This is a genomic window from Streptomyces sp. NPDC058637, from assembly GCF_042717325.1.
Lineage (GTDB): Bacteria > Actinomycetota > Actinomycetes > Streptomycetales > Streptomycetaceae > Streptomyces.
Window position 1 is genome coordinate 41,407 of record NZ_JBHXRD010000002.1, and the last position, 22,506, is coordinate 63,912.

General features: G+C 71.6%; 18 protein-coding genes and 2 pseudogenes. 11 read left to right on the forward strand and 9 right to left on the reverse strand.

The window, feature by feature from the left end:
* Positions 1 to 164: 164 nt before the first annotated feature.
* Positions 165 to 734, reverse strand: coding sequence for a type 1 glutamine amidotransferase domain-containing protein (locus tag ACFWVP_RS02320; RefSeq protein WP_384493054.1), 570 nt, complete (start codon positions 732 to 734; stop codon positions 165 to 167).
* Positions 735 to 773: 39 nt separating this feature from the next.
* Between ACFWVP_RS02320 and ACFWVP_RS02325 the strand changes: the two genes are divergently transcribed.
* Positions 774 to 1,262 (forward strand): hypothetical protein, encoded by a 489-nt coding sequence (locus ACFWVP_RS02325; RefSeq protein ID WP_384493055.1) that lies wholly within the window; start codon positions 774 to 776, stop codon positions 1,260 to 1,262.
* A gap of 104 nt (positions 1,263 to 1,366) precedes the next feature.
* On the opposite strand, the gene ACFWVP_RS02330 is transcribed toward ACFWVP_RS02325, so the two are convergent.
* A complete protein-coding gene (locus ACFWVP_RS02330; protein WP_277330539.1) occupies positions 1,367 to 1,582 on the reverse strand; it encodes a dodecin in 216 nt (71 codons plus the stop codon).
* A gap of 204 nt (positions 1,583 to 1,786) precedes the next feature.
* Here ACFWVP_RS02330 and ACFWVP_RS02335 point away from each other — a divergent pair.
* The 3 genes and pseudogenes from ACFWVP_RS02335 to ACFWVP_RS02345 all read left to right on the forward strand — a co-directional run bounded on the left by ACFWVP_RS02335 (position 1,787) and on the right by ACFWVP_RS02345 (position 4,872).
* Positions 1,787 to 3,043: pseudogene (locus ACFWVP_RS02335) on the forward strand (extracellular solute-binding protein).
* Positions 3,044 to 3,232: 189 nt separating this feature from the next.
* The gene (locus ACFWVP_RS02340) at positions 3,233 to 4,036 is read left to right on the forward strand and encodes a GNAT family N-acetyltransferase (RefSeq protein WP_384493056.1); all 804 of its coding nucleotides are present in this window, start codon (positions 3,233 to 3,235) and stop codon (positions 4,034 to 4,036) included.
* On the forward strand, positions 4,033 to 4,872 hold the full coding sequence (locus ACFWVP_RS02345; RefSeq protein ID WP_384493057.1) for a lysophospholipid acyltransferase family protein: 840 nt from the start codon (positions 4,033 to 4,035) through the stop codon (positions 4,870 to 4,872). The genes ACFWVP_RS02340 and ACFWVP_RS02345 overlap by 4 nt, the downstream gene beginning before the upstream one ends.
* Here ACFWVP_RS02345 and egtD read toward each other — a convergent pair.
* The 4 genes from egtD to egtA are packed head-to-tail and all read right to left on the reverse strand — an operon-like array spanning position 4,815 to position 9,185.
* Positions 4,815 to 5,777, reverse strand: a complete 963-nt coding sequence (gene egtD, locus ACFWVP_RS02350) for an L-histidine N(alpha)-methyltransferase (RefSeq protein WP_384493058.1) — start codon at positions 5,775 to 5,777, stop codon at positions 4,815 to 4,817. The two genes, ACFWVP_RS02345 and egtD, sit on opposite strands and share 58 nt — an antisense overlap.
* Positions 5,774 to 6,526, reverse strand: coding sequence for an ergothioneine biosynthesis protein EgtC (gene egtC / locus ACFWVP_RS02355; protein WP_384493059.1), 753 nt, complete (start codon positions 6,524 to 6,526; stop codon positions 5,774 to 5,776). Before egtC ends, egtD begins: the two co-directional genes overlap by 4 nt.
* On the reverse strand, positions 6,526 to 7,872 hold the full coding sequence (gene egtB / locus ACFWVP_RS02360) for an ergothioneine biosynthesis protein EgtB (protein ID WP_384493060.1): 1,347 nt from the start codon (positions 7,870 to 7,872) through the stop codon (positions 6,526 to 6,528). Before egtB ends, egtC begins: the two co-directional genes overlap by 1 nt.
* The gene (gene egtA / locus ACFWVP_RS02365; protein WP_384493061.1) at positions 7,869 to 9,185 is read right to left on the reverse strand and encodes an ergothioneine biosynthesis glutamate--cysteine ligase EgtA; all 1,317 of its coding nucleotides are present in this window, start codon (positions 9,183 to 9,185) and stop codon (positions 7,869 to 7,871) included. The genes egtB and egtA overlap by 4 nt, the downstream gene beginning before the upstream one ends.
* 146 nt (positions 9,186 to 9,331) lie before the next feature.
* On the opposite strand from egtA, the gene ACFWVP_RS02370 reads away from it, so the two are divergent.
* Positions 9,332 to 10,168 (forward strand): TIGR02452 family protein, encoded by an 837-nt coding sequence (locus ACFWVP_RS02370; protein ID WP_384493062.1) that lies wholly within the window; start codon positions 9,332 to 9,334, stop codon positions 10,166 to 10,168.
* Here the strand turns inward: ACFWVP_RS02370 and ACFWVP_RS02375 are convergent.
* Positions 10,153 to 10,620, reverse strand: coding sequence for a type II toxin-antitoxin system PemK/MazF family toxin (locus ACFWVP_RS02375; RefSeq protein WP_384493063.1), 468 nt, complete (start codon positions 10,618 to 10,620; stop codon positions 10,153 to 10,155). The genes ACFWVP_RS02370 and ACFWVP_RS02375 overlap by 16 nt on opposite strands.
* Before the next feature lie 71 nt (positions 10,621 to 10,691).
* On the opposite strand from ACFWVP_RS02375, the gene ACFWVP_RS02380 reads away from it, so the two are divergent.
* The 3 genes and pseudogenes from ACFWVP_RS02380 to ACFWVP_RS02390 all read left to right on the forward strand — a co-directional run.
* Complete coding sequence (locus ACFWVP_RS02380) at positions 10,692 to 11,825, forward strand: glycosyl hydrolase family 18 protein (RefSeq protein WP_384493064.1); 1,134 nt, start codon at positions 10,692 to 10,694, stop codon at positions 11,823 to 11,825.
* Positions 11,826 to 11,895: 70 nt separating this feature from the next.
* The gene (locus ACFWVP_RS02385) at positions 11,896 to 12,924 is read left to right on the forward strand and encodes a LacI family DNA-binding transcriptional regulator (RefSeq protein ID WP_384493065.1); all 1,029 of its coding nucleotides are present in this window, start codon (positions 11,896 to 11,898) and stop codon (positions 12,922 to 12,924) included.
* Positions 12,925 to 12,978: 54 nt separating this feature from the next.
* Positions 12,979 to 13,251 (forward strand): annotated as a pseudogene (locus tag ACFWVP_RS02390) (hypothetical protein); the annotation flags it as partial.
* A 259-nt stretch (positions 13,252 to 13,510) separates the two neighbouring features.
* On the opposite strand, the gene trxA reads toward ACFWVP_RS02390, so the two are convergent.
* Complete coding sequence (gene trxA, locus ACFWVP_RS02395; protein ID WP_384493066.1) at positions 13,511 to 13,900, reverse strand: thioredoxin; 390 nt, start codon at positions 13,898 to 13,900, stop codon at positions 13,511 to 13,513.
* Between the two features lie 115 nt (positions 13,901 to 14,015).
* Here trxA and ACFWVP_RS02400 point away from each other — a divergent pair, with 115 nt between their 5' ends.
* The 3 genes from ACFWVP_RS02400 (at position 14,016) to ACFWVP_RS02410 (ending at position 20,859) form a co-directional block, all read left to right on the forward strand.
* The gene (locus ACFWVP_RS02400) at positions 14,016 to 15,458 is read left to right on the forward strand and encodes a dihydrolipoyl dehydrogenase family protein (protein WP_384493067.1); all 1,443 of its coding nucleotides are present in this window, start codon (positions 14,016 to 14,018) and stop codon (positions 15,456 to 15,458) included.
* An 815-nt stretch (positions 15,459 to 16,273) separates the two neighbouring features.
* Positions 16,274 to 18,463 (forward strand): discoidin domain-containing protein, encoded by a 2,190-nt coding sequence (locus tag ACFWVP_RS02405; RefSeq protein ID WP_384493068.1) that lies wholly within the window; start codon positions 16,274 to 16,276, stop codon positions 18,461 to 18,463.
* Between the two features lie 230 nt (positions 18,464 to 18,693).
* Positions 18,694 to 20,859 (forward strand): discoidin domain-containing protein, encoded by a 2,166-nt coding sequence (locus ACFWVP_RS02410; RefSeq protein ID WP_384493069.1) that lies wholly within the window; start codon positions 18,694 to 18,696, stop codon positions 20,857 to 20,859.
* 197 nt (positions 20,860 to 21,056) lie between these two features.
* Here ACFWVP_RS02410 and ACFWVP_RS02415 read toward each other — a convergent pair whose 3' ends face one another.
* Entirely contained in the window at positions 21,057 to 22,382 is a 1,326-nt protein-coding gene (locus ACFWVP_RS02415; RefSeq protein WP_384493070.1) for an ROK family protein, read from the reverse strand.
* Between the last annotated feature and the right edge of the window lie 124 nt (positions 22,383 to 22,506).

Genomic DNA, 22,506 nt, shown 5'->3' on the forward strand with positions numbered 1-22,506 from the left:
TTGTGGGGGTTGGCGTTGTCGTTTTGGGATTTTTTTTTGGGGGGGGGGGGGGGGGGGGCCGGGGGGGGGGGGGGGGGGGCCGGGGGGGGGGGGGGGGGGGGGGGGGGGGTGGGGGGGGGGCCCGCCCCCCCCCCCCCCCCGGGCCGGGGGGCGGGACCGACGGCTCAGGAGCCTGTCGCCGCGAGTTCCTTGCCGATCTCATGGAGGAAGTCCTCGAGATCGTCCGGTGTCCGCGAGGTGATGAGGAGCCAGCCCCCGGTGTCGTCGCTGACGACGGCCTCGTCCACCCAGTTGCCGCCCGCGTTGCGGATGTCCGTCCTGAGCGAGGCGTACGAGGTGAGGGTCTTGTCCGCGACGACGTCCGCCTCGACGAGGACCCACGGCCCGTGGCAGATGGCCGCCACGGGCCGTCCGGCCGAGGTGAACGAGCGGATGATGCCGACGGCGGTGTCCTGGAGGCGCAACGAGTCGGCGTTGAGGGTGCCGCCGGGCACCAGCAGCAGGTCGTAGCGGGCGGGGTCGGCGTCGGCCAGCGTGAGGTCGGGCCGCACGGTGTCACCGGGGTCCTCGTCCCCGACGAGGGTCCGGACGGGGTCCGTGGTGACCGCTGCCACGTCCACGGCTGCACCGCGGTCCCGCAGGTGCTTCAGGGGCACCACGAGTTCGTCCTGCTCGACGCCGTAGTTGGTCACGATCGCCAGTACGCGGCGTCCGTCGAGGTCGGTGTCCGTCATGCCGACTGTCCTTTCGTCATGTCTTCTACGCTGTGGGACGTGAGAGATGAAGCCCGGCCGTTGGCCGTATTCGATCTGGACGGAACGCTCGCGGACAGCGGCCACCGGCAGCACTTCCTGGAAGGCGCACGGCGCGACTGGGCGGCGTTCTTCTCCGCCGCGGTCGACGACCCTCCGTTGCGGGAGGGCGTGGGTCTGGCGCTCGCGAGCGCCGAGGAGTGCGAGGTCGTGTATCTGACGGGCCGCCCGGAGCGCTGCCGCCGCGACACGTTGGCCTGGCTGGAGCAGCAGGGGCTGCCGCGGGGCCGCCTCCACATGCGCCGCGACGACGACCGGCGGCCGGCCCGCCGCACCAAGCTGGAGATCCTGAAGCGGCTGGGCCGGGAGCGTGAGGTGCGGGTCCTGGTCGATGACGACGAGCTGGTCTGTGACGCGGCCGAACTGGCCGGATTCACGGTGGTGCGTGCCCGGTGGGCCGTCCCGTCGTCCTCGCTGAAGGACGCGCAGGAGCGCGAGGGCCGTACCTGATCCGGCCGCGGGCCCTCCGTTCCGTCAGGCTCCGGCCGGGGCCCGTCGTTCCGTCAAGATCCGGCCGGGGCCCGGCGCCCGTCAGGAGGCGCCCCGGGCCGCCCTCAGGCGTTCTCGTCGAGCCGGAAGCCGACCTTGAGGCCCACCTGGTAATGGGCGATGCGGCCGTCCTCGATATGGCCGCGCACCTGTGTCATCTCGAACCAGTCGAGATTGTGCAACGTTTCGGAAGCTCTTGCGACGCCGTTACGGATCGCCGCGTCCAGGCCCTCCTCGGAGGTTCCTACGATCTCGGTGACCCGATAGGTGTGATTAGACATCTAATGTCTCCTTTCGTGGTTCCACGGTGCCTTACTCCCCGTCGGTGCGCGAGGTGTCGCGTGGGTGATGCACCGGAGACCGGGGCTTGACCTGCGGATTGGTCCATACCAAACTCCGGTCCACATACCCGTGCGAGCGCCGCCCGCAGTCCCCCCACCCGGGTCCTGTCATTCCGTCGTGCCGTTTCGCAGAAGGTGACCCTCGTGAAGATCCGCATACTGGCCGGAGCCGTCGCGCTCGTTTCCTCCGTCACCCTGGGCGGCTGCGGCTTTCTCCCCGGCTCGGACGCCGGCAGCCGCACGGTCACGGTGTGGCTGATGAAGGGCAGCGCCTCCCAGGGCTTCCTGGACCGCTTCACGGAGTCGTACGAGGAGGAGCACCCCTCTGTCGAACTGGAGTTCGTTCTGCAGGAGTGGGGCGGCATCGGTCCCAAGGTCATGGGGGCGATCGAGGGGGACGACGCGCCGGACGTCATCGAGGTCGGCAACACCCAGGTCGCCCAGTACGCGGACAGCGGGAAGCTGCGCGACCTCACCCTGGAGACGATGCGTGACCTGGGCGGTGAGGACTGGCTGCCGGGCCTCGCCGAGCCGGGCAGCATCAACGGCGGTCAGTACGGGATTCCCTGGTACGCGGCCAACCGTGTCGTGATCTACAACAAGGAACTCTTCGAGCAGGCGGGCATCACCGCTCCTCCCACGACCCGGAAGGAATGGGTCGAGATCACCGAGAAGCTGGACGGAAGCGCGGGCCGGCAGGGCATCTAACTCGCGGGACAGAACTGGTACGTCCTGGCCGGATTCATCTGGGACGAGGGCGGCGAACTCGCCGAGGACAGCGGCAGCGACTACCAGGGAGCCCTCGACTCACCCGCCGCACTCAAGGGCATGGACTTCTACAAGGAGCTCCAGGCGCTCGGCAACGGCCCCAAGGACGCCGACGAGCAGACGCCCCCGGAGACCGACGTGTTCGCCGAGGGCGACGTCGCCCAGATCATCGCGGTGCCCGGCAGCGCCGCGCTCATCGAACAGGCGAACCCGGCGCTCAAGGGAAAGCTCGGCTACTTCCCCATCCCCGGCAAGACCGCGGCCAGGCCGGGAGCCGTCTTCACCGGCGGTTCGGACCTGATCGTGCCGGAGGGCGCCGACCAGCGGAGCGAGGGCATCGAGGTCGTCAAGGAACTGGCGGGCGAGAAGTGGCAGACGGAGCTCGCCAGGGCCATGAACTACGTGCCCAACAAGCCGGCCCTCGCCCGGGTGATCGAGGGCCAGGAAGGGACGGCCGCGATGGCCGTGGGCGCCGCCGAGGGACGGGCCACCCCCAATTCGCCCAACTGGGCGGCCGTCGAGGCCGACAACCCGATCAAGCCCTACATGACGGCGGTGCTGCAGGGCGCCGACCCCGCGGAAGAGGCGAAGAAGGCGTCGGAACGCATCACCGCGAAGCTCATCACCGGCTGACGGCCGGCCGGCCCCGCTGCCCGGCACACGGGACGGTGGGCCACCTGGGGATTCAGCAGGCGCACATCCCCGCTCTCCGTAGCGGTCATGTCAAATCAAGCCGGTGACGGAAGAAGTAAGGGGGCCGGGCCGTCGCGCTTCCGCGAGGACCCGGCAGCCGCCCCCGCTGATCCGTCCCCGGAGACTGCCATGACCGTGCTGCCCCTCGCCCCTCCCGCCGCCGTCCCGTCGGCCCGCGTACCCGCGCCCGCCTCCCCCTCCGGCTACCGGGTGTCGTTGGCCACCTGCCAGGACGACGTACGCGCCGCCCAGCGCCTGCGCCACCAGGTGTTCGCCGGAGAGCTCGGCGCCCGGCTCGACACCCTCGAACCGGGCCTGGACAGCGACGCCTTCGACGTCTACTGCGACCACCTGCTGGTGCGTGAGGAGGCCACCGGAGACGTCGTGGCCACCTACCGGCTGCTGCCGCCCGAGGGCGCCAGGCTCGCCGGCGGGCTCTACGCGGAGGGCGAGTTCGACCTCGCACGGCTCGCACCGATCCGCGACGACCTCGTCGAGGTCGGCCGCTCCTGTGTCCACCCCGCCCACCGGGACGGCGCCGTCATCGCCCTGATCTGGGCCGGACTCGCCCGCTACATGGAGCGCACCGGCCACAACTGGCTGGCCGGCTGCTGTTCCGTCCCCCTCGCCGACGGCGGCGCGCTCGCGGCCAGGAGCTGGGACACCGTACGCACCCACAACCTGGCGCCGGAGGAATACTGGGTCACCCCCCACCGCCTCTGGGACACCACGGGGCACCCCGAGGGCGGCGCGGGCGGCCGGTCCGGGCTGCCGCCCCTCCTGCGCGGCTATCTGCGCCTCGGTGCCTGGGTCTGCGGAGCCCCGGCCCACGACCCGGACTTCGGCGTCGCCGACCTCTACGTCCTGCTCTCGATGCGCCGCACGGACCCGCGCTACCTCCGCCACTTCCTCTCGCTCGCCCCGCTGCGATGAGCGTTTGGCTGCCCACCGCCCCCTGCACCCCGCGCGACTGCGCGGGGCACCTGGGCGCGCGCCGCGCGCCGCTGCCCGCCGCCGTCCTGCTGACCGCGGGCTGCGCGCTCACGCTGCTCGGGGTGGCGTGCGTGCCGGCCGTGCTGCTCCTCGGACCCGCGCACCGCGACCGGCTGATCCGCGGGTGGGCGTACGCGGTGGTGAGGGCCTTCGGCGTACGCGTACGAGTCACCGGCGTGACGGCGGGGGAGGGCAGGTCCCCGGTGGGCGAACTGGTGGTCGCCAATCACGTCTCGTGGCTGGACATCCCGCTCGTCGCGACCGTGCTGCCGGCCAGGATGCTCGCCAAGAGCGAGATCCGGACCTGGCCGCTGCTCGGACCGCTCGCCGCGCTCGGCGGCACCCTTTTCATCGAGCGGGACCGCCTGCGGGCGCTGCCCGGCGCGGTGCGCGCCCTCGCCGGGGCGCTGGCCTCCGGATCACGGGTGGCCGTGTTCCCGCAGGGCAGCACCTGGTGCGGCCGGAGCGGCGGCGGCCGTTTCCGGCACGCCGCCTTCCAGGCCGCGGTCGACGCGGGGGCCGTGGTCCGGCCCGTCCGCATCCGGTACCTGACCGCGGAGCTGCACCCCGCGGGCGCCGCCGCGTTCGTCGGCGAGGACCCGCTCGCCGCCTCGCTCTGGCGGGTGGTGACCGCCGCCGGGCTCACCGCCGAGATCCGCGTGCTGCCGCCGATCCCCGCGGGCAGTGAGCCCGACCGGCGCGCGCTGGCGCGCGCCGCTCAGTCGGCCGTCGCCAGCGACAGCGCGAACCGGCCCGCGGAATCCGTCCACCACTGATCCAGCCGCAGCCCCGCCGCGGCCAGTTCGTCCCGTACCCCCTCCCTGCGGAACTTCGCCGAGATCTCCGTACGCAGCTCCTCGCCCTCGTCGAACGGCACCACCAGGTCCAGCTCCCGGATCTTCACGGTCAGCGCCCGCCGTGCCCGCAGCCGCATCTCGATCCACTCGTGCCGCGGGTCCCACACGGCCACGTGGTCGAAGTCGTCGAGCTGGAAGTCCGCCCCCAGCTCACGGTCCACCACCGTCAGCACGTTCTTGTTGAAGGCGGCCGTCACCCCGGACGCGTCGTCGTACGCCGCGACCAGCGTCGCCTCGTCCTTGACCAGGTCCGTACCGAGCAGCAGCCCGTCACCGGGGGCGAGCCGGGCCCGTACGGACCGCAGGAACTCCGCCCGCTCCTCCGGCAGCAGGTTGCCCAGCGTGCCGCCGAGGAAGGCCACCAGCCGTGGCCCGGGGCTGTCCGGCAGCTCCAGGACGTGCGTGAAGTCGGCGATGAGCGCGTGCACGGAGAGCCCCGGACGCTCGGCCAGCAGAGCCTCGGCCGCACCCGTGAGGGCACTCCCGCTGACGTCGACCGGCACGTACGTGTGGAGCCCGGGCAGCGCGTCCAGCAGGTGCCGGGTCTTCTCCGAGGACCCCGACCCCAGCTCGATCAGGGTCCGGGCCCCCGACGCCGCCGCGATCTCACCGGCGCGGGCGATCAGGATCTCCCGCTCCGAACGGGTCGGGTAGTACTCGTCCAACCGGGTGATCTCCTCGAACAGGTCACTGCCGTGCGCGTCGTAGAACCACTTGGGCGGCAGGGTCTTCGGGTACCGGGTCAGACCGCTCAGCACATCGGCGCGCAGCGCCGCGTCCGTCGCGTCCACCGGCAGGGTGCGGGTCAGCAGGAAGGGACTCACGCAGAGGGCTCCTTGAGCGGGGTCAGCAGGACTTCGGCGCGGGTCGCGGCCAGCAGGGTGCGGTCCGGGACCTCACGCCAGTAGGGATCGTCGTCGTACGGCTCCGAGGCCACCACCGTGCGGCTGCCGTCGTGGAGGTACCAGAGCGAGTCGCCCCAGGCCGTCGCCACGATCGTGGAGCCGTCGGTGAGCAGCAGATTGAGACGGGCCCCAGGGGCCGCGGCCGCGATGTCGAGAACGGTGTCGGCGACCGCCCGGGATATGTCGTCGCCCTCCTCTACACGCCGCAGCACGAGCGCCCAGATCAGCGCCGAGTCGCTCCGCGCGGCAAGGGAGAGCAGGGCCGTGGGCGCCAGCGCGCCGGCCAGTGGCCCGAGAGAGGCCGGCCAGCCCGGCACGGCCCCGTTATGGCTGAACAACAGCGCACCCTCGGCGAACGGCGCGGCTGCGGCCTCCCCGCCCGCGCCCGCCCATGTCGCGTCACGGACGGCCCCGAGCAGCGCCGTGCTGCGCACCACACGCGCCAGGTCGGCGAAGGTCTCGTCGCCCCACACCGGTCCGGCCCGGCGGTAGCGGCCCGGCGACGGATCGCCTTCCGCGTACCAGCCGACCCCGAAACCGTCCGCGTTGACCGTGCCGTTCCTCTGGCGCCGTGGCTCCCAGGACTGGCGTACCAGTGCGTGCGCGGGCGAGACGAGCACCGCGCCCAAGGGCACCGAAGGTCCCACGTAAGCGATATGACGACACATCAGGCATCCCTCGCGGTGCGGAGGCCGGAGAAGATCTGGCGCCGCACGGGAAGGTCCCAGTTGCGGAACGTCCCCCGGCAGGCCACCTGGTCGACGGCGAACGAACCACCGCGCAGCACCTTGTGCTCCGGCCCGAAGAACACCTCGGAGTACTCGCGGTAGGGGAAGGCGGCGAAGCCCGGGTAGGGCAGGAAGCCGCTCGACGTCCACTCCCACACGTCACCGATCAACTGGCCGGCACCCGCCGGGGACCGGCCCGCCGCGTACGCCCCCGCGGCGGCGGGACGCAGATGGCGCTGGCCGAGATTGGCCCGCTCGGGCGTCGGGTCCTCGTCGCCCCAGGGGTAGCGCAGCGAACGCCCGGAGGCGGGATCGTGACGGGCCGCCTTCTCCCACTCGGGCTCGGTCGGCAGCCGCCGGCCCGCCCAGCGGGCGTACGCGTCCGCCTCGTACCAGCTGACGTGGAGCACCGGCTCGTCGTCCGGTACGGGCTCGGTCACGCCGAATCGGCGCCGCAGCCACTGGCCGGCGTCCCTGTGCCAGAACAGAGGGGCGGTCAGGCCGTGCGCGCGGACCATGGCCCAGCCCTCCGGGGCCCACCAACGGGCCTCGGCGTAGCCGCCGTCGTCGATGAACCGCCGGTATGCGCCGCAGGTGACCGGTGCGGTGTCGACGAAGAACGCCGCCACCTCCCGCCGGTGCGCGGGCCGTTCGTTGTCCAACGCCCACGGCTCGGTGGAGGTGCCCATGGTGAAGGGCCCTCCCGGGACCAGGACCTCGGCCGGCAGCGCGACGGCGTCGGTGGCCCCCGGAGGCTCAGGCGCGCTGAGCACGGCCGGTCCGGAACGCAGCTGATGGGTGATCAGCATGGTCTCGTCGTGCTGCTGTTCGTGCTGGGCGACCATGCCGAAGGCGAAACCCGACTGCTCCAGCGGCCGCCCCCCGCCGTGCAGCGGGGCGGTGCCGAGGACGTCCAGGGCGCGGTCGCGTACGTCGGCGGCGTAGGTCCTGGCCTCGGCGGGCGCCAGCAGCGGCAGCGAGGGGCGGCTCGCCCGGGGATGCTCGAAGGCGTCGTACAGCCCGTCGATCTCGGGGCGCAGGGCAGCCCGCCCGCCCACGGCGCGCAGCAGCCACAGCTCCTCCTGGTTGCCGATGTGCGCCAGGTCCCAGACCAGGGGCGACATCAGGGGGGAGTGCTGGGCGGTGAGGTCGTGGTCCTCGACGCTGTCGGTGAGCAGGGCGGTGCGTGCGCGGGCCGCCAGGAGCGCCGTCAGGGCGCGCCGACGCAGCGCCTCCGGGTCGAGGTCGAGCTGCCCGGCTCCGGGGGGCACAGGTGTACCGGTCATCGGCCCGTGCTCCTTCCGTGCCGCTGTCCGGCAGCCGGCCGCCTCGCCCGCGGGTCGGGCAGATCGTCCGCGGGGCATCGGCCCCGGGCCACGTACCGGTCCGTGAACGCGGCCACGGTGTTCCGCACGTGGTCGCTCGCACCGATCCTGGGCAGCGCCTCCTGCGCCGCCGCGAAGCAGGCGGCGGCGGCCGAGGCCAGCTCCGGATCGCTCAGCCCGTCACGGGCGGCGGCCGTCCAGAGCGGATTGCGGGGCGCGGCCGGCAGGCCCGCCGTCTCGGCCAGGGGTTTCACTGTGCGGTACACGGTTTCGGCCGCCTCCGGGTCGTCGAACATCGCGGTGGTCACGGCCAGCGGCACCAGCCAGCCGTCGGTTCCCGACTGGGCGTCGATCATGCGCAGCTCCAGATGCCCGCGCGGGCGCACCGGCGGGAACAGCGTCGTGATGTGGTAGTCGAGATCAGCGCGTACCGCGGGCCGGGGCCCGCCGCCGCGGATCCAGTTCCGGAGCGACAGCCCCTCCGGCACGGCCCAGGGGCCGTCGTCGTCCCGGACGCACATCACGGACGTGTCGAGGACGTGGGCGGCCCAGGCGTCCCGGGGTGCGAGATGCCCCGGCGGTGCCAGCGACCGCGTCGGATCGAGATCGGCCCACAGGGACTGCCTCGTCGAGCGCCAGCCCGTCCGACGCCCCTCCCGGAACGGCGAATTGGCGAACGCCGCCACGAGGACGGCGCCCAGCAGATTCCCGAGCTGCCACCGCCGCCCGTAACCGAGCGGGCCCGGCTCCTCCTCACCGGCGTCCAGGCAGACCTGGACGGAGGCGGAGGTGCACATCATGGCGCGACCGGCGGTCCCGGAACGGTCGAGCGCGGCCTCCATGGCCGCGTAGCGGGGCTCCTGGAGCAGCCGGCGGGGAGAGTGCCACGGATCGACACCGAATCCGGCCGGCACGAGTCCGGTCCGTCCGAGGGTGTCGCGTACGGCGGCCAGATCGGCGGTCGTGGCGTCGACGCACGCCATCAGGGAATCCGCAGGCCGGGAGCTGAGCTCCAGCTGACCGCCCGGCTCGAAGGTCAGGGACGCGTCCAGCGGGACCGAGCGCACGGCGTCGGCGGCGGCACGGAGGCGTTCGGGAGAGACTGCGGTCCCGGGGTCCTCACTGTCGTGGATGAGCCATTCGAGCTCCACACCGACCGTCCGGGGCGGCCCCGTCTTGAAACATATGCCGCGCAGCAGATCCTCCGCCTCGTCCTCGCCGAGGGGTCGTGTGTCAACGGTCGAACCATGAGCGCCGGGAGTGTCCGGGGGCATGCTGGGCCTCCTCTTAGGGTGCTTCCTCACCACCCAAACCCTTACCGTGAGTTCGCACAAGGGTGCCCCTGCGGGACGGAAAACCGGTTGCGTCCATGCCGCTGGACGTCCAGCATGCCCCGTATGCACCACACGGGGGCACGCCCATGAGCGCACGACTGCGCGGCATCGCGCGAGAGACCGAGGCCATCGTCGAGGCCGGGCACTACCGGACGCCGGGCGGGCGCGAGGTGACGATCGAGCGCGCCCTGACCGCCGCGCTGTCAGGGACCAGGCTGTACGGCCCCGAACCGGTGCCCGTCGCCGTGCTGGACACGGACCGCGTCCCGGTCGTCGAGGTGACCGGCGAGAGCAGCCTGCAGGCGGCCCGCCGGATGACGGACGCGTCGGCGGCCAAGGTCGCCGTGCTGAACTACGCCTCCGCCCGCAATCCCGGCGGTGGCTATCTGAACGGCGCGCAGGCCCAGGAAGAGGCCCTGTGCCGAGGTTCCGCCCTCTACACCACGCTGCTGCGCGCCCCCGAGTACTACGCCCACCACCGGGCCGAACGCAGTGCCTTCTACACCGACCGGGTCATTTACTCACCCGGCGTGCCGGTCTTCCGCGACGACCGCGGACGGCTCCTCGACACCCCGTACACCGCCGGATTCCTCACCTCGCCCGCGCCGAACGCCGGAGTGATCCGCAGACAGGACCCTCAGGACGCGCACCGCATCCCCGCCGCGCTCGCGAGCCGGGCCGAACGGGTGCTCGAAGTGGCGGCCGTCCGCGGTTACCGGAGGCTCGTTCTCGGCGCCTGGGGCTGTGGCGTCTTCCAGAACGACCCGGCCGAGGTGGCGGGCGCCTTCCGTGCCCTGCTCGCCGACGGCGGACGGTTCGCCGGCCACTTCGAACAGATCGTCTTCGGCATCCTGGACCGCAGCCCCGAGTCCGTCGTGCGGGCGGCGTTCAACAGGGTCCTCGCAGGTCAGCTCCAGCCGTAGCGCTCCCGCAGCCGCACCACGACCAGGTCGAACCTGTCCCGGTCCAGCGCACAGGCCTCGCGCCGCATGCCGTCCTCGTGCACCCGCAGGACCCGGTCCAGGTCCACCCAGGACGAACGGCCCGAGCTGTCCCAGGGCCCGGCACCCAGTCCGACCCACTCGTGGTCCCGGTCGTGCTGCTTGCTGGACAGCTGAACGGCGAGCAGCGTGCCCGCGGCCTCACGGGCCACGACGAGAACCGGCCGGTCCTTGCCGCGGCCGTCGTTCTCCTCGAAAGGAACATAGGTCCAGACGATCTCACCGGGATCGGGATCACCGTCGCGGTCGGGGGCGTACGTGGTGCGGACGGGCCCCACGTCACGGGGGTCGGCCTCCGCCGTGGCGGCCGGTCCGGTGCGGCCGGGGAAGTCGGTGGAGCTGTTACTGCTGTGGTCGGTCTGCTGGAACGTCATCGCAACACCGTAGAACCTGGACGGCCCAACCCGTGGAGCGGGTCCGTGAAACGGACCTCAGGCTCGACCTCATGATCACCCCCCTCGTCACCGCACGCCTGTCCCGCGCCCTGGTGGCCGCCGGACTCCTCGCGGCAGCCGCCCTGCTGCCCACACCTTCTGTCGCGGCGTCAGGACCTGTCCCGACCTCAGGTGCGGCCTCGGGACCTGTCCTGACCTCAGAACCTGCCGCGGACCCGGATGCAGCACCACCCCGGACCGTGTCCGGCTGGCTTCCCTACTGGGACCAGGAAGGCGCCTACCAGGACGCCCTGCGCCACGCCGATCAGCTGCACACCGTCAGCCCGTTCTGGTACCAGGCCGTCTCGGCCGGCCGGATCGACGGGCATCCCGGCGCGGGTGAGCGCCGCATCATCGACGGCCTGCACCGGGCCGGGCTGAAGGTCGTCCCCACGGTCATGGAGACGATGAAGTCCGGAGCACTGGCGGCGATCCTCACCAGCCCCGCCCGGCGCACCGAACACGCCGACGCCCTGATGCGTACGGTCGCCACCCGCGACTACGACGGCCTCGACCTCGACTACGAGTCCATCGCCGCCACCGCTGACGCCACCTACGCCTCGGTCCGCGACGGATTCACCGCCCTGGCGACGGACCTCTGCCACCGGCTCAGGACCCTCGGCAAGCAGTGCGTGATCACCGTGTTCCCCAAGACCGCCACCACCGGGCGCATCTGGGACTACGCGGCCCTCGGACGCGTCGCCGACCGGGTCCGCGTCATGGGCTACAACCTGCACTGGTCGGGCGGGGACCCCGGACCGCTCGCCGACACCCGCTGGTACGAGGACATCCTGACCCGCGCCACCGCCCTCGTACCGGCGGCCAAGCTGGAGATGGGGCTCCCCGCCTACGGCTGGGACTGGCCCGCGGACAGCGACAGCACGGCCGCCACGAAGCACGTCACCTGGAAGGAGGCCGAGACACTGCGCGTGAAGGAGGGTGCCACCTACCGGCTGGACGAGGTGTCGGGAACGCCGTACTTCACCTACGACGACGGCACGGAGCTCCGCGAGGTCTGGTATCAGGACGCCCGTGGGGTCGCCACGCATCTGCCGGTGCTGCGCAGGCACGGGGTGACCCACACCGTGCTGTGGGCCCTCAACTTCGAGGACCCGCAGGTCTGGCCGGTACTCGCGGGTAGCTGACGCCCCGTCCCCTGGACCGGTGCCCCGGCCCACCGGCGGCGTCGCGGGGTCTGGAAGACTGCCCGACGCCATGAGCCAGTTACCCGAGCAGCCCGCCGACACCTCCGTACCGACCAGCGCCGACGTGGCGCGACTCGCCGGAGTCTCCCGGGCCACCGTGTCCTACGTTCTGAACAACAACACAACTGTACGAATCAGTGAACCCACCCGCCGCCGGGTCAGGGAAGCCGCCTCCGATCTCGGCTACGTCCCGCACGCGGCGGCCCGCAGTCTCCGCGCCGGGCACACCAGGACGGTGCTGCTGCCCGCCGCGCACATCCCGGCCGGACCCCTCCAGCAGCGCTTCCTCATCGAACTCCAGTCGGATCTGCGCCGCCTCGACTACACCGTCGTCCAGTACGGCAGCGGCGGCCTCGATCCCGACGAGGCCGCAAGGGCCTGGGCCGAACTCCGTCCCGTCGCCGTCGTGTCGCCCGTCGGGATGACCCTGACGCCCGTCGGCATAGGCGTCCTCACCCGCTCGGGCGCCAAGGCGGTGATCACCCTCGGACCGCAGCCGGTGGACGGTGCGCACGCCCTCGTCATGGACCAGAGCGAGGTCGGCAGCTGCGCCGTCCGGCACCTGCTGTCCGCCGGCCGCCGCCGGATCGGGGTGGTCATGCCCCAGGAACCCGGCCTCGCCCTGTTCTCCGAACCACGCCTGGCCGGCGCGCTCCGCGCCGCCGACACGTCGGGAGCGGACGTCCGGATCCAGCCGGTGCCGCTGCGCTACGAGGAGGCGTCGGCCGAGGACCTCGCCGCACGGTGGCGGGGTCTGGGGCTGGACGCCGTGTTCGCGTACAACGACGAATACGCGATGCTGCTGATGAGGGCCCTGCAGGACGCCGGGGTGGAGGTGCCCGCCGAGGCGGCCGTCATGGGCGCGGACGACCTGATGCTGGGGCGGCTGCTGCGGCCCCGGCTCAGCAGCGTCAGGACGGAGCTGGCCACCGCGCAGCCACTGGCGGAGATGATCGACCGGCTCGTGCAGCACCCCGGCGGCACTCCCGAGCGTCACTACCTGCTCCGGGCCAGGGCCGTGGCCCGCGAATCCGGCTGACCGCCCGGGGGCCACGACATGCGCGGCCGACGGCGCGTGTCTAGCGTCGTCGGCATGAGTCATCCGCAGAGCTACGAGATCCTGGTGTTCCCCGCATTCAAGAAGACCGTCACCGGCGCGCCCGCTCCCGGTACCGCCATCCGCTCGGCGGTCGTGGCCGCCACCGGGGACACGGGCGCGTCGGGCTACCCGCGCTACGCGGGGGACGGCATGGAGGCGGACATCGACCCGTCCACCCGCACCGTGGAAGCCCTGCTGGTGGACGGTGCGGAGCTGGACTACGGCCTCACGGTCAGGATCGCCGAGCGCATCGGCGGGGCGGAGGGGACGAGCGATTCCGGGGCGCCCGGCGAGGCGGAGGGCGCGAGCGCTGCCGGGGTGCCGCGTGGTGGGGAGGCGCCCAGCGGTGCCGACGCGCGGAGCGGTGGGGAGGCGTCCGCCGGTGCCGATGCGGGGACTGGTGCGGAGGGCCGGAACGGCACCGGGGAGCCGGAGCCGACCGGTGAAACCCGCTGAGGCGGCCCGCCACCGAACACACCGAAGGGCCCGGCCGCCCAGGCCGGGCCCCGCACCGCAGCCGCAGGGACTACTGCTGCCCCTGAGCCTGGTCCTGCGCCTGCTTCTGCTCCTCGACGGACTTGCGTACCTCGTCCATGTCCAGCTTCCGCGCCTGCCCGATGACATCCTCGAGCGCCGCCTCGGGAAGCGCCCCGGGCTGCGAGAAGACCGCCACGTTGTCACGGACGATCATCAGCGTGGGAATGGACCGGATCTCGAACGCCGCCGCCAGCTCCTGCTGTGCCTCGGTGTCGACCTTGGCGAAGACCAGGTCGGGGTGGCGCTCGGACGCCGCGTCGTAGACCGGCGCGAACTGCCGACACGGGCCGCACCAGGAAGCCCAGAAGTCGATCAGCACGAACTCGTTGTCGCTCACGACCTGATCGAAGTTTTCCTTGGTGAGCTCTACGGTGCTCATACTCTGCTACCTCTCCCTGGGACCGTTCGGACCTGTCCCGCACAACGGCGACGTCGGTCGGCGTATTCCACCTGCCCATGTGGCCGTGGCGCACACCCACGACCACACTGTTCCCATGACTGACGCTGATGCTGTGAAGAGCGGGGAATACGACGTCGTGGTGATCGGCGCGGGCCCCGTCGGGGAGAACGTGGCCGACCGGGCCAGGGCCGCGGGGCTGAGCACCGCCGTGGTGGAGTCGGAACTCATCGGGGGCGAATGCTCGTACTGGGCGTGCATGCCCAGCAAGGCGCTGCTCCGCCCGGTCGTGGCCCGTGCCGACGCGCGCCGCGTCCCGGGCCTGAGCGGAGCCGTGCGGGGACCGCTCGACGCGGACGCCGTCCTCGCCTACCGCGACGAGCAGACCTCCCACTGGAAGGACGACGGCCAGGTCGGCTGGCTGGAGGGCATCGGCGCGGACATCTACCGCGGCAAGGGCCGGCTCACCGGCGTCCGGAAGGTCGCCGTCACCGGCCCCGACGGGTCCGAGCAGCACCTCACCGCCCGGCACGCCGTCGCCGTCTGCACCGGCAGCCGGGCCGTCGTACCCGCCCTGCCCGGGATCGAGGACGTCCGCCCCTGGACGAGCCGCGAGGCGACCAGCGCCAAGGAGGTGCCCGGCCGCCTCGTCGTGGTCGGCGGGGGAGTGGTCGGTGTGGAGATGGCCACCGCCTGGCAGGGGCTCGGCGCCGAGGTGACGATGCTGATCCGCGGCAAGCGGCTGCTCCCCAAGATGGAACCCTTCGCGGGCGAACTGGTCGCCGAAGCTCTGACCGAGGCGGGGGTGACGATCCGCACCGGGGTGTCGGCCACAGCGGTGAGCCGGGCGGGGAAGGACGGACCGGTCACCGTCGAACTGGACGACGGCGACCGACTGGAGACCGACGAGATCCTCTTCGCCACCGGCCGGGCCCCGCGCACCGACGACCTCGGCCTCGACACCGTGGGCCTGAAGCCAGGCTCCTGGCTCACCGTCGACGACAGCTGTCGCGTCGAGGACAGCGACTGGCTGTACGCGGTCGGCGACGTCAACCACCGTGCGCTGCTGACCCACCAGGGCAAGTACCAGGCCCGTATCGCCGGGGCCGCGATCGCCGCCCGCGCCCAGGACGCGTCCCTGGAGACGGAACGCTGGGGCACCCACGCGGCGACCGCCGACCACGCCGCCGTTCCCCAGGTCGTCTTCACGGACCCGGAGGCGGCCTCGGTCGGTCTCACGCTCGCGGAGGCGGAATCCGCGGGCCACCGGGTACGGGCGGTCGACCACGACCTGGCCTCCGTGGCCGGCTCGGGACTGTACGCGCAGGGGTACAAGGGGCGCGCCCGGATGGTCGTCGACCTGGACCGCGAGGTCGTCCTGGGGGTCACCTTCGTCGGACCCGGCATCGGTGAACTGCTGCACTCCGCGACGATCGCGGTCGCGGGTGAGGTGCCGATCGAGAGGCTGTGGCACGCGGTTCCGGCCTACCCGACGATCAGCGAGGTCTGGCTGCGGCTGCTGGAGACCTACAGGGGTTGATGAGCCGCCTGATCCGGCGCGCCCACACCTTCGCCGCGGTCCCGACTTCCCTGTGCGGTGCCGGAACCGGGTCGACGGGGATTCACCTTAGCGATCGCCGTGGGGCACACACCCCCGCTCCGGTCCGACCCGGCCATGGGCCATGCCGGGAGCGTCGACGGCGAGCTCGCAGCCCCGGCGGCCGGCCACGGCCCAGCCGGGGACATCGAGGGCGGCCGGGTCCGGCGAGCAGGCGAGGCGATGCCCGCACTCGGCGGGGGCAGGCTGGTGGAGTCGCCGACCGGCGAGGCCGCGAGCCGCTCGGCGGGCGCGCCGATCCGGTCCGGTCCGGGGCCGGCTTCGCCCTCCCGTCCGGCCGGGTCGGTGAACGCCTCCCGCGTCGGCCGGGTTACACCACGGATGCCCGAACTCACGCATCACACGGGCGATGCGCTCGCGGTTCACCCGTCGCCCCGGACGGCGCGGTTCGGCGGGCGCGCGGGACACCGTGGGCAGCGCGGAAGGCGATGTGCGCCACGGCGATGATCTCGTGCGCGAGCGCGCCGGAGGCCTGGCGGGCGCGGCGGGCGGCGTCGCCCTCGCGCCCGGCGTAGGGGGAGGAGCCGTCGACTTCCAGCCCTGGTTGGCAGGAACTCGCGGCCGCCCGATCTCCTGACGCCTCGCCACCTCAAGTGCGGGCGTGGCCCGTTGCGCGTTGCCCCCGCACTTAATCGAAGTCGAAAGAAAAGTGTGTCCGAGTTCTTGACCGGGTGGGTGGAGCGCGGCAAGGTTCGGGAGAGCGCTCTCCCGTCGCACATCCCTCAAGGAGCACCCCTATGCCCGCAGTTGGCATATCTCCCCTCGCGGCACCGCCGCCCAGAGCTGCCCGCATGGGGCTCGTCGGCGCGGTCGTCATCGCACTGGCCGCCGCGCTGCTCGCTCTGACACCGGCCACCGAGGCCGAAGCGGCGCCCGTGCTGCTGTCCCAGGGCAAGCAGGCGACAGCTTCCAGCCAGGAGCACTACGGCACCCCGGCCGGCAGCGCGGTCGACGGTGACTCCGGCACGCGCTGGTCGAGCGCGGCCTTTGATCCCCAGTGGCTGAGTGTCGACCTCGGCGCACCCGCCGCCCTCGACCGGGTCGAGCTGAGCTGGGAGGCCGCCTACGCGAAGACCTACCGCGTCGAGCTGTCCACCAACGGCGCCGACTGGTCGACCGCCTACTCCACCACCACCGGGGCCGGGGGAACCGAGACGGTCGACGTCTCGGGCACCGCACGATACGTCCGGATGCTCGGGTCCTCGCGCGCCACCGGATACGGCTACTCCCTGTGGGAGTTCAAGGTCTTCGGCAGCACGGACGGCGGTACGGGACCGGTCATTCCCGGTGGGGGCGATCTCGGCCCGAACGTACACGTCTTCGACCCGTCCACACCCGGCATCCAGGACAAGCTGGACCAGGTCTTCAGTGAGCAGGAGTCGGCGCAGTTCGGCAGTGGCCGGCACGCGTTCTTCTTCAAGCCGGGCACGTACAACGACATCAACGCGCAGATCGGCTTCTACACCTCCATCGCGGGACTCGGACTGAAGCCGGACGACACCACGTTCAACGGTGATGTCACCGTGGACGCAGGCTGGTTCAACGGCAACGCGACCCAGAACTTCTGGCGTTCGGCCGAGAACCTCGCCCTGAACCCGGTCAGTGGCACCAACCGCTGGGCCGTCTCCCAGGCCGCCTCGTTCCGGCGGATGCACGTCAAGGGCGCCCTGAACCTCGCACCGAACGGCTACGGCTGGGCCAGCGGCGGCTACATCGCCGACAGCAAGATCGACGGCCAGGTCGGCCCGTACTCCCAGCAGCAGTGGTACACCCGCGACAGCACCATCGGCGGCTGGACCAACGGCGTCTGGAACATGACCTTCTCGGGCGTCGAGGGCGCACCCGCGAACAGCTTCCCCGAGCCCCGGTACACCACGCTCGACACCACGCCCACCTCGCGCGAGAAGCCCTTCCTCTACCTGGACGGCAACGAGTACAAGGTCTTCACGCCGGCCAAGCGGACCAACGCCCGCGGCACCACCTGGGCCAACGGCACCCCGCAGGGCACGTCCATCCCGCTCAGCAAGTTCTACGTGGTCAAGCCCGGCGCCACCGCCACCACGATCAACGCCGCCCTCGAACAGGGGCTGAACCTGCTCTTCACCCCCGGCATCTACCACGTCGACCGGACCATCAACGTGAACCGGGCCGACACCGTCGTCCTGGGCCTCGGGCTCGCCACCATCATCCCCGACAACGGCGTGACCGCCATGAAGGTCGCCGACGTCGACGGAGTGAAGCTCGCCGGCTTCCTCATCGACGCCGGAACGGTCAACTCCCCGACCCTGCTGGAGATCGGTGGCCAGGGCGCCTCCGCCGACCACGCCGCCAACCCCACCACCGTCCAGGACGTCTACGTCCGGGTCGGCGGCGCCGGCGCCGGCAAGGCCACGACCAGCATCGTCGTCAACAGCGACGACGTGATCATCGACCACACCTGGGTGTGGCGTGCCGACCACGGCGAGGGTGTGGGCTGGGAGACCAACCGCGCCGACTACGGCGTGCGGGTCAACGGCGACGACGTACTGGCGACCGGCCTGTTCGTGGAGCACTTCAACAAGTACGACGTCGAGTGGTACGGGGAGCGAGGCAAGACGATCTTCTACCAGAACGAGAAGGCGTACGACGCCCCCAACCAGGCCGCCATCCAGAACGGCGACACCAAGGGCTACGCCGCCTACCGGGTCGACGACTCCGTGGACGTCCACGAGGGCTGGGGCATGGGCAGCTACTCCAACTACAACGTCGACCCGACGATCCGTCAGGACCACGGCTTCAAAGCACCTGTGAAGCCCGGAGTCAGGTTCCACAGCCTGCTGGTGGTCTCCCTCGGCGGCAACGGTCACTACAACCACGTCATCAACGACACCGGATCGCCCACCTCGGGCAGCTCGACGATCCCGTCGACGGTGGTGTCCTACCCCTGATGAACCACCGGTCCGCCCCGGCCCACCGGAGCGAACCGGGCGCAACACCCTCCGGGCGGGGTCTGATCCCCGCGCCCCCGCCCGGAGGGGCCCGAACCGGACACGCCCGCGAGAACAGGGACGTCCCCCTCCGTCGCACGGACGGGCCGCCCCCCACACATGCCGGACGGCTTCAGGATCCCCCTGCGCACGTCCCGCCGTGCGGCACCCCAGACACGCCAGGAGAAGACATGTCACCACTCCTCTCACACCCGACGCCGGCACGGCGCCGCGCCGGTGTGCCCCTCCTAGCCCTCGGCGCGCTGATCGCGTCCTCCCTCACCCTCACCGCCTCCCCGTCCGCGCAGGCCGCCGAGACCCTGCTCTCCCAGGGCAAGCCCGCCACGGCCTCCTCCCAGGAGGGCGAGGCGTTCGGGGCGTCCGCAGCGGTGGACGGCAATCTCTCCGGGACCCGCTGGGCCAGTCAATGGAGCGACCCCCAGTGGATCCGGATCGACCTCGGCAGCAAACAGAACCTGAGCCGTGTGGTACTCACCTGGGAAGCGGCGCACGCCAAGAACTACGAACTCCAGGCCTCCGACAACGGCACCGACTGGCGCGCCCTGAAGACCGTCACGGGAAGTGACGGCGGTACCGACGATGTCGCCGTGTCCGGAGCGGGCCGCTACGTCCGGATGCTCGGCACCGCCCGCACCGGAGGTTACGGCTACTCGTTGTGGGAGTTCCAGGTGTACGGTGACGGCCCGCCGGCCACCGGGGGCGCGGTCGCCGTGACCGGCTCGCAGGGGAGCTGGCAGCTCACCGTCGGCGGCAAGCCCTACCAGGTCAAGGGGCTCACCTGGGGGCCGTCCGTCGCGGACGCCGCCCGTTACATGCCGGACCTGAAGTCGATGGGTGTGAACACCATCCGGACCTGGGGCACCGACGGCTCCAGCAAGCCCCTGCTCGACGAGGCCGCGGCCAACGGCATCCGGGTCGTCAGCGGCTTCTGGCTCCAGCCGGGCGGCGGCCCCGGCAGCGGTGGCTGCGTCAACTACGTCACCGACACCGCGTACAAGAACAACTCGATCACCGAGTTCGCCAAGTGGGTCGAGGCCTACAAGAGCCACCCCGGTGTCCTGATGTGGAACGTCGGCAACGAATCGGTGCTCGGTCTCCAGAACTGCTACAGCGGCACCGAGCTGGAGAACCAGCGCAACGCCTACACCTCTTTCGTCAACGACGTCGCCAAGAAGATCCACTCCATCGACGCGGACCACCCGGTCACCTCCACCGACGCGTGGACGGGCGCCTGGCCCTACTACAAGCGCAACGCCCCCGACCTCGACCTCTACTCGATGAACTCCTACGGCGACATCTGCGGCGTCCGCGGCGCGTGGGAGCAGGGCGGCTACGACAAGCCCTACATCATCACCGAGGGCGGACCGGCCGGCGAGTGGGAGGTCCCGGACGACGCCAACGGCGTACCCGACGAGCCCACCGACGTACAGAAGGCCGACGGTTACACCAAGGCGTGGGACTGCGTCACCGGGCACCAGGGTGTGGCGCTCGGTGCCACGCTGTTCCACTACGGACTGGAGCACGACTTCGGCGGCGTCTGGTTCAACCTGTTGCCCGACGGTCTGAAGCGCCTGTCGTACTACGCGGTGAAGAAGGCGTACGCCGGGTCGACGAGTGGCGACAACACACCGCCCGTCATCACCGGCATGGGTGTCACACCGGCATCCGCCGCCCCGGCGGGCAAGGAGTTCACCGTCCGTGCGGACGTACGGGACCCTGACGGCGACCCGGTGACGTACAAGATCTTCCTCAGCGGCAACTACGCCAGTGGCGACAAGCGGCTCGTCGAGGCCCAGTGGCGGTCCACGGGTAACGGCACCTTCGCCGTCACCGCGCCCGAGAAGCTCGGCGTGTGGAAGGTGTACGTCCAGGCCCAGGACGGTCGCGGCAACGCCGGGATCGACACGAAGTCGGTCAAGGTCGTCGCACCTCCCGTCGACGGCACCAACGTCGCTTTGAAAAAGCCCACCACCGCCTCCTCCTCCCAGGCGTCCTACGGCGACTGCCCGTGCCCGGCCGCCCTCGCGACGGACGGGAAGACGGAGACGCGCTGGGCCAGCGACTGGAGCGATCCGCAGTGGATCCAGGTCGATCTCGGGGCGCCGACCGCGTTCCGCAAGATCCAGCTGGTCTGGGACCCCGCCTACGCGAAGTCCTACGACGTGCAGGTCTCCGGCGACGGCACCAACTGGCGCACGATCCACACCACCACGGCGGGCAACGGGGACATCGACACGATCGACGCCCCCACCACCGCCCGGCACGTACGTCTCCAGCTGAAGGCACGAGGCACGGATTGGGGCTACTCGCTGCACGAGTTCGGCGTCTACAGCTGATCCCGGCGCAGCAGCGCGTATGACCGGCAGGGCCCGACCGTCGCCACCACGAGGCGGTCGGGCCCTGCCCGCGCCTGTGAGCGCCCGGAGCGGGGTGGGCAGGGCCGTGCGGGTTCCCGGCGACCCGGCCGGGAAGAGACCGGGACGCGGCTGCGAGGGCTCGTCCCGCGCCGCAGTCAGCCCCCGCGTGGCACGTCTCATCTGTGCGCGGCCCGGTCCCGCAGAGTCGTCTGCCACATGGGGGTCTGCTCCTGGGGACCTGTCTCCTCCTGCCGGCCGCCGCGCTCGAAGAAGTCGGCGAGCGGCAGGGCGGCAGCTCCCACGGTGACCGCGTCCGGCCCCAGGGTGCCGAGGCCGATGTGCACGTGTGCGGCCGGGTAGGCGAGGGCGTACGAGGTCGCGTGGGCCCGTACCGAATCCAGGAAACGGGTGCCGAGCTGGAGCCCTGCCCACCCCCCGACGAGGATGCGCTCGGGCTGGAAGAGGTTGATCAGGTCGGAGAAGCCCGCGCCGAGGTATTCCGCTGTCTCCTCCAGGACGGCCAGGGCCGTGGCGTCCGAGTCCGGTCCGGGGACGTCGCCCTGCCCGGCCGGATAGGCCGCGGCGAGCATCGCCGTGAGGGCGGTCTCCTCGTCGACGTCCACGAGAGGCTCCCCACCCGCCTCCCGCCAGCGCTCCAGCAGCGCCTCGGCGCCCGCGTAGGCCTCCAGACAGCCGAGCGAGCCGCAGCGGCAGCGCCGGCCACGCACGCGCACGGTCAGGTGCCCCCACTCGACGGCCCGGCCCGGACTCATGTCGTCGGTGACCACGCAGGCGCCCACACCGGAACCGAACAGCACGACCACGGCGCTCTGCGCCCCGCGCCCCGCGCCGAACCACATCTCGGCCTGGCCCAGCGTCTTGGCGCCGTTGTCGATGTAATACAGCACGTTCGCGGGGAGCGGCACCGACTCACGCAGCAGCCGCTCCAGCGGTACCGCGTCCCAGCCGATGGTCTGGCCGTGCACGACGGCGCCGTCCCCTGGCGTCCTGGAGACGATGCCCGGCACGCCGACGCCGACGCCGAGGAGCTGATCGGCTGCGATCTCCGCACGGTCCAGGACCTCGATGATGCCCTCCCTCACATGTCCCACCACGACACCGACGTCATAGCGGTCGACGCGCCGCGGTCCGTCGAGCGCCAGGGGCTTCTCGACACGTGCCAGCTCGGTGAGAGCGAGATCGAAGAGTTCGACCCTCACCCGGGTCTCTCCGATGTCGACACCGATCATGTACCGGCTCTGGGGCCGGATGCGCAGAAGAGTCCGAGGGCGCCCTCCCGCGGAGTCGACGCTGCCGGCCTCCTCGACCAGTCCCTCGGCGACCAGCTCGGCCACCACGTTGCTCACGGAGCCGGAACTGAGACCGGTGGGCGGGCCGAGCGAAAAGCGGCTCAACGGGCCATCGAAATACAAACGTTGCAATACGGCGGTGCGGTTCTCGCGCCGCAGGTCACGCACCGTCCGGCCGCTGCGTACTTTCACCCTGCCCCCTCTTCTTGAAGCTCACCTACGCAACATACCGCCGTGACACCCCTTGACGCGACCTTCACTTGCGGTTTAACTCACACCCTAAATTAAGTCCTGTGGGTTTCAGGTCGAAGTCGAA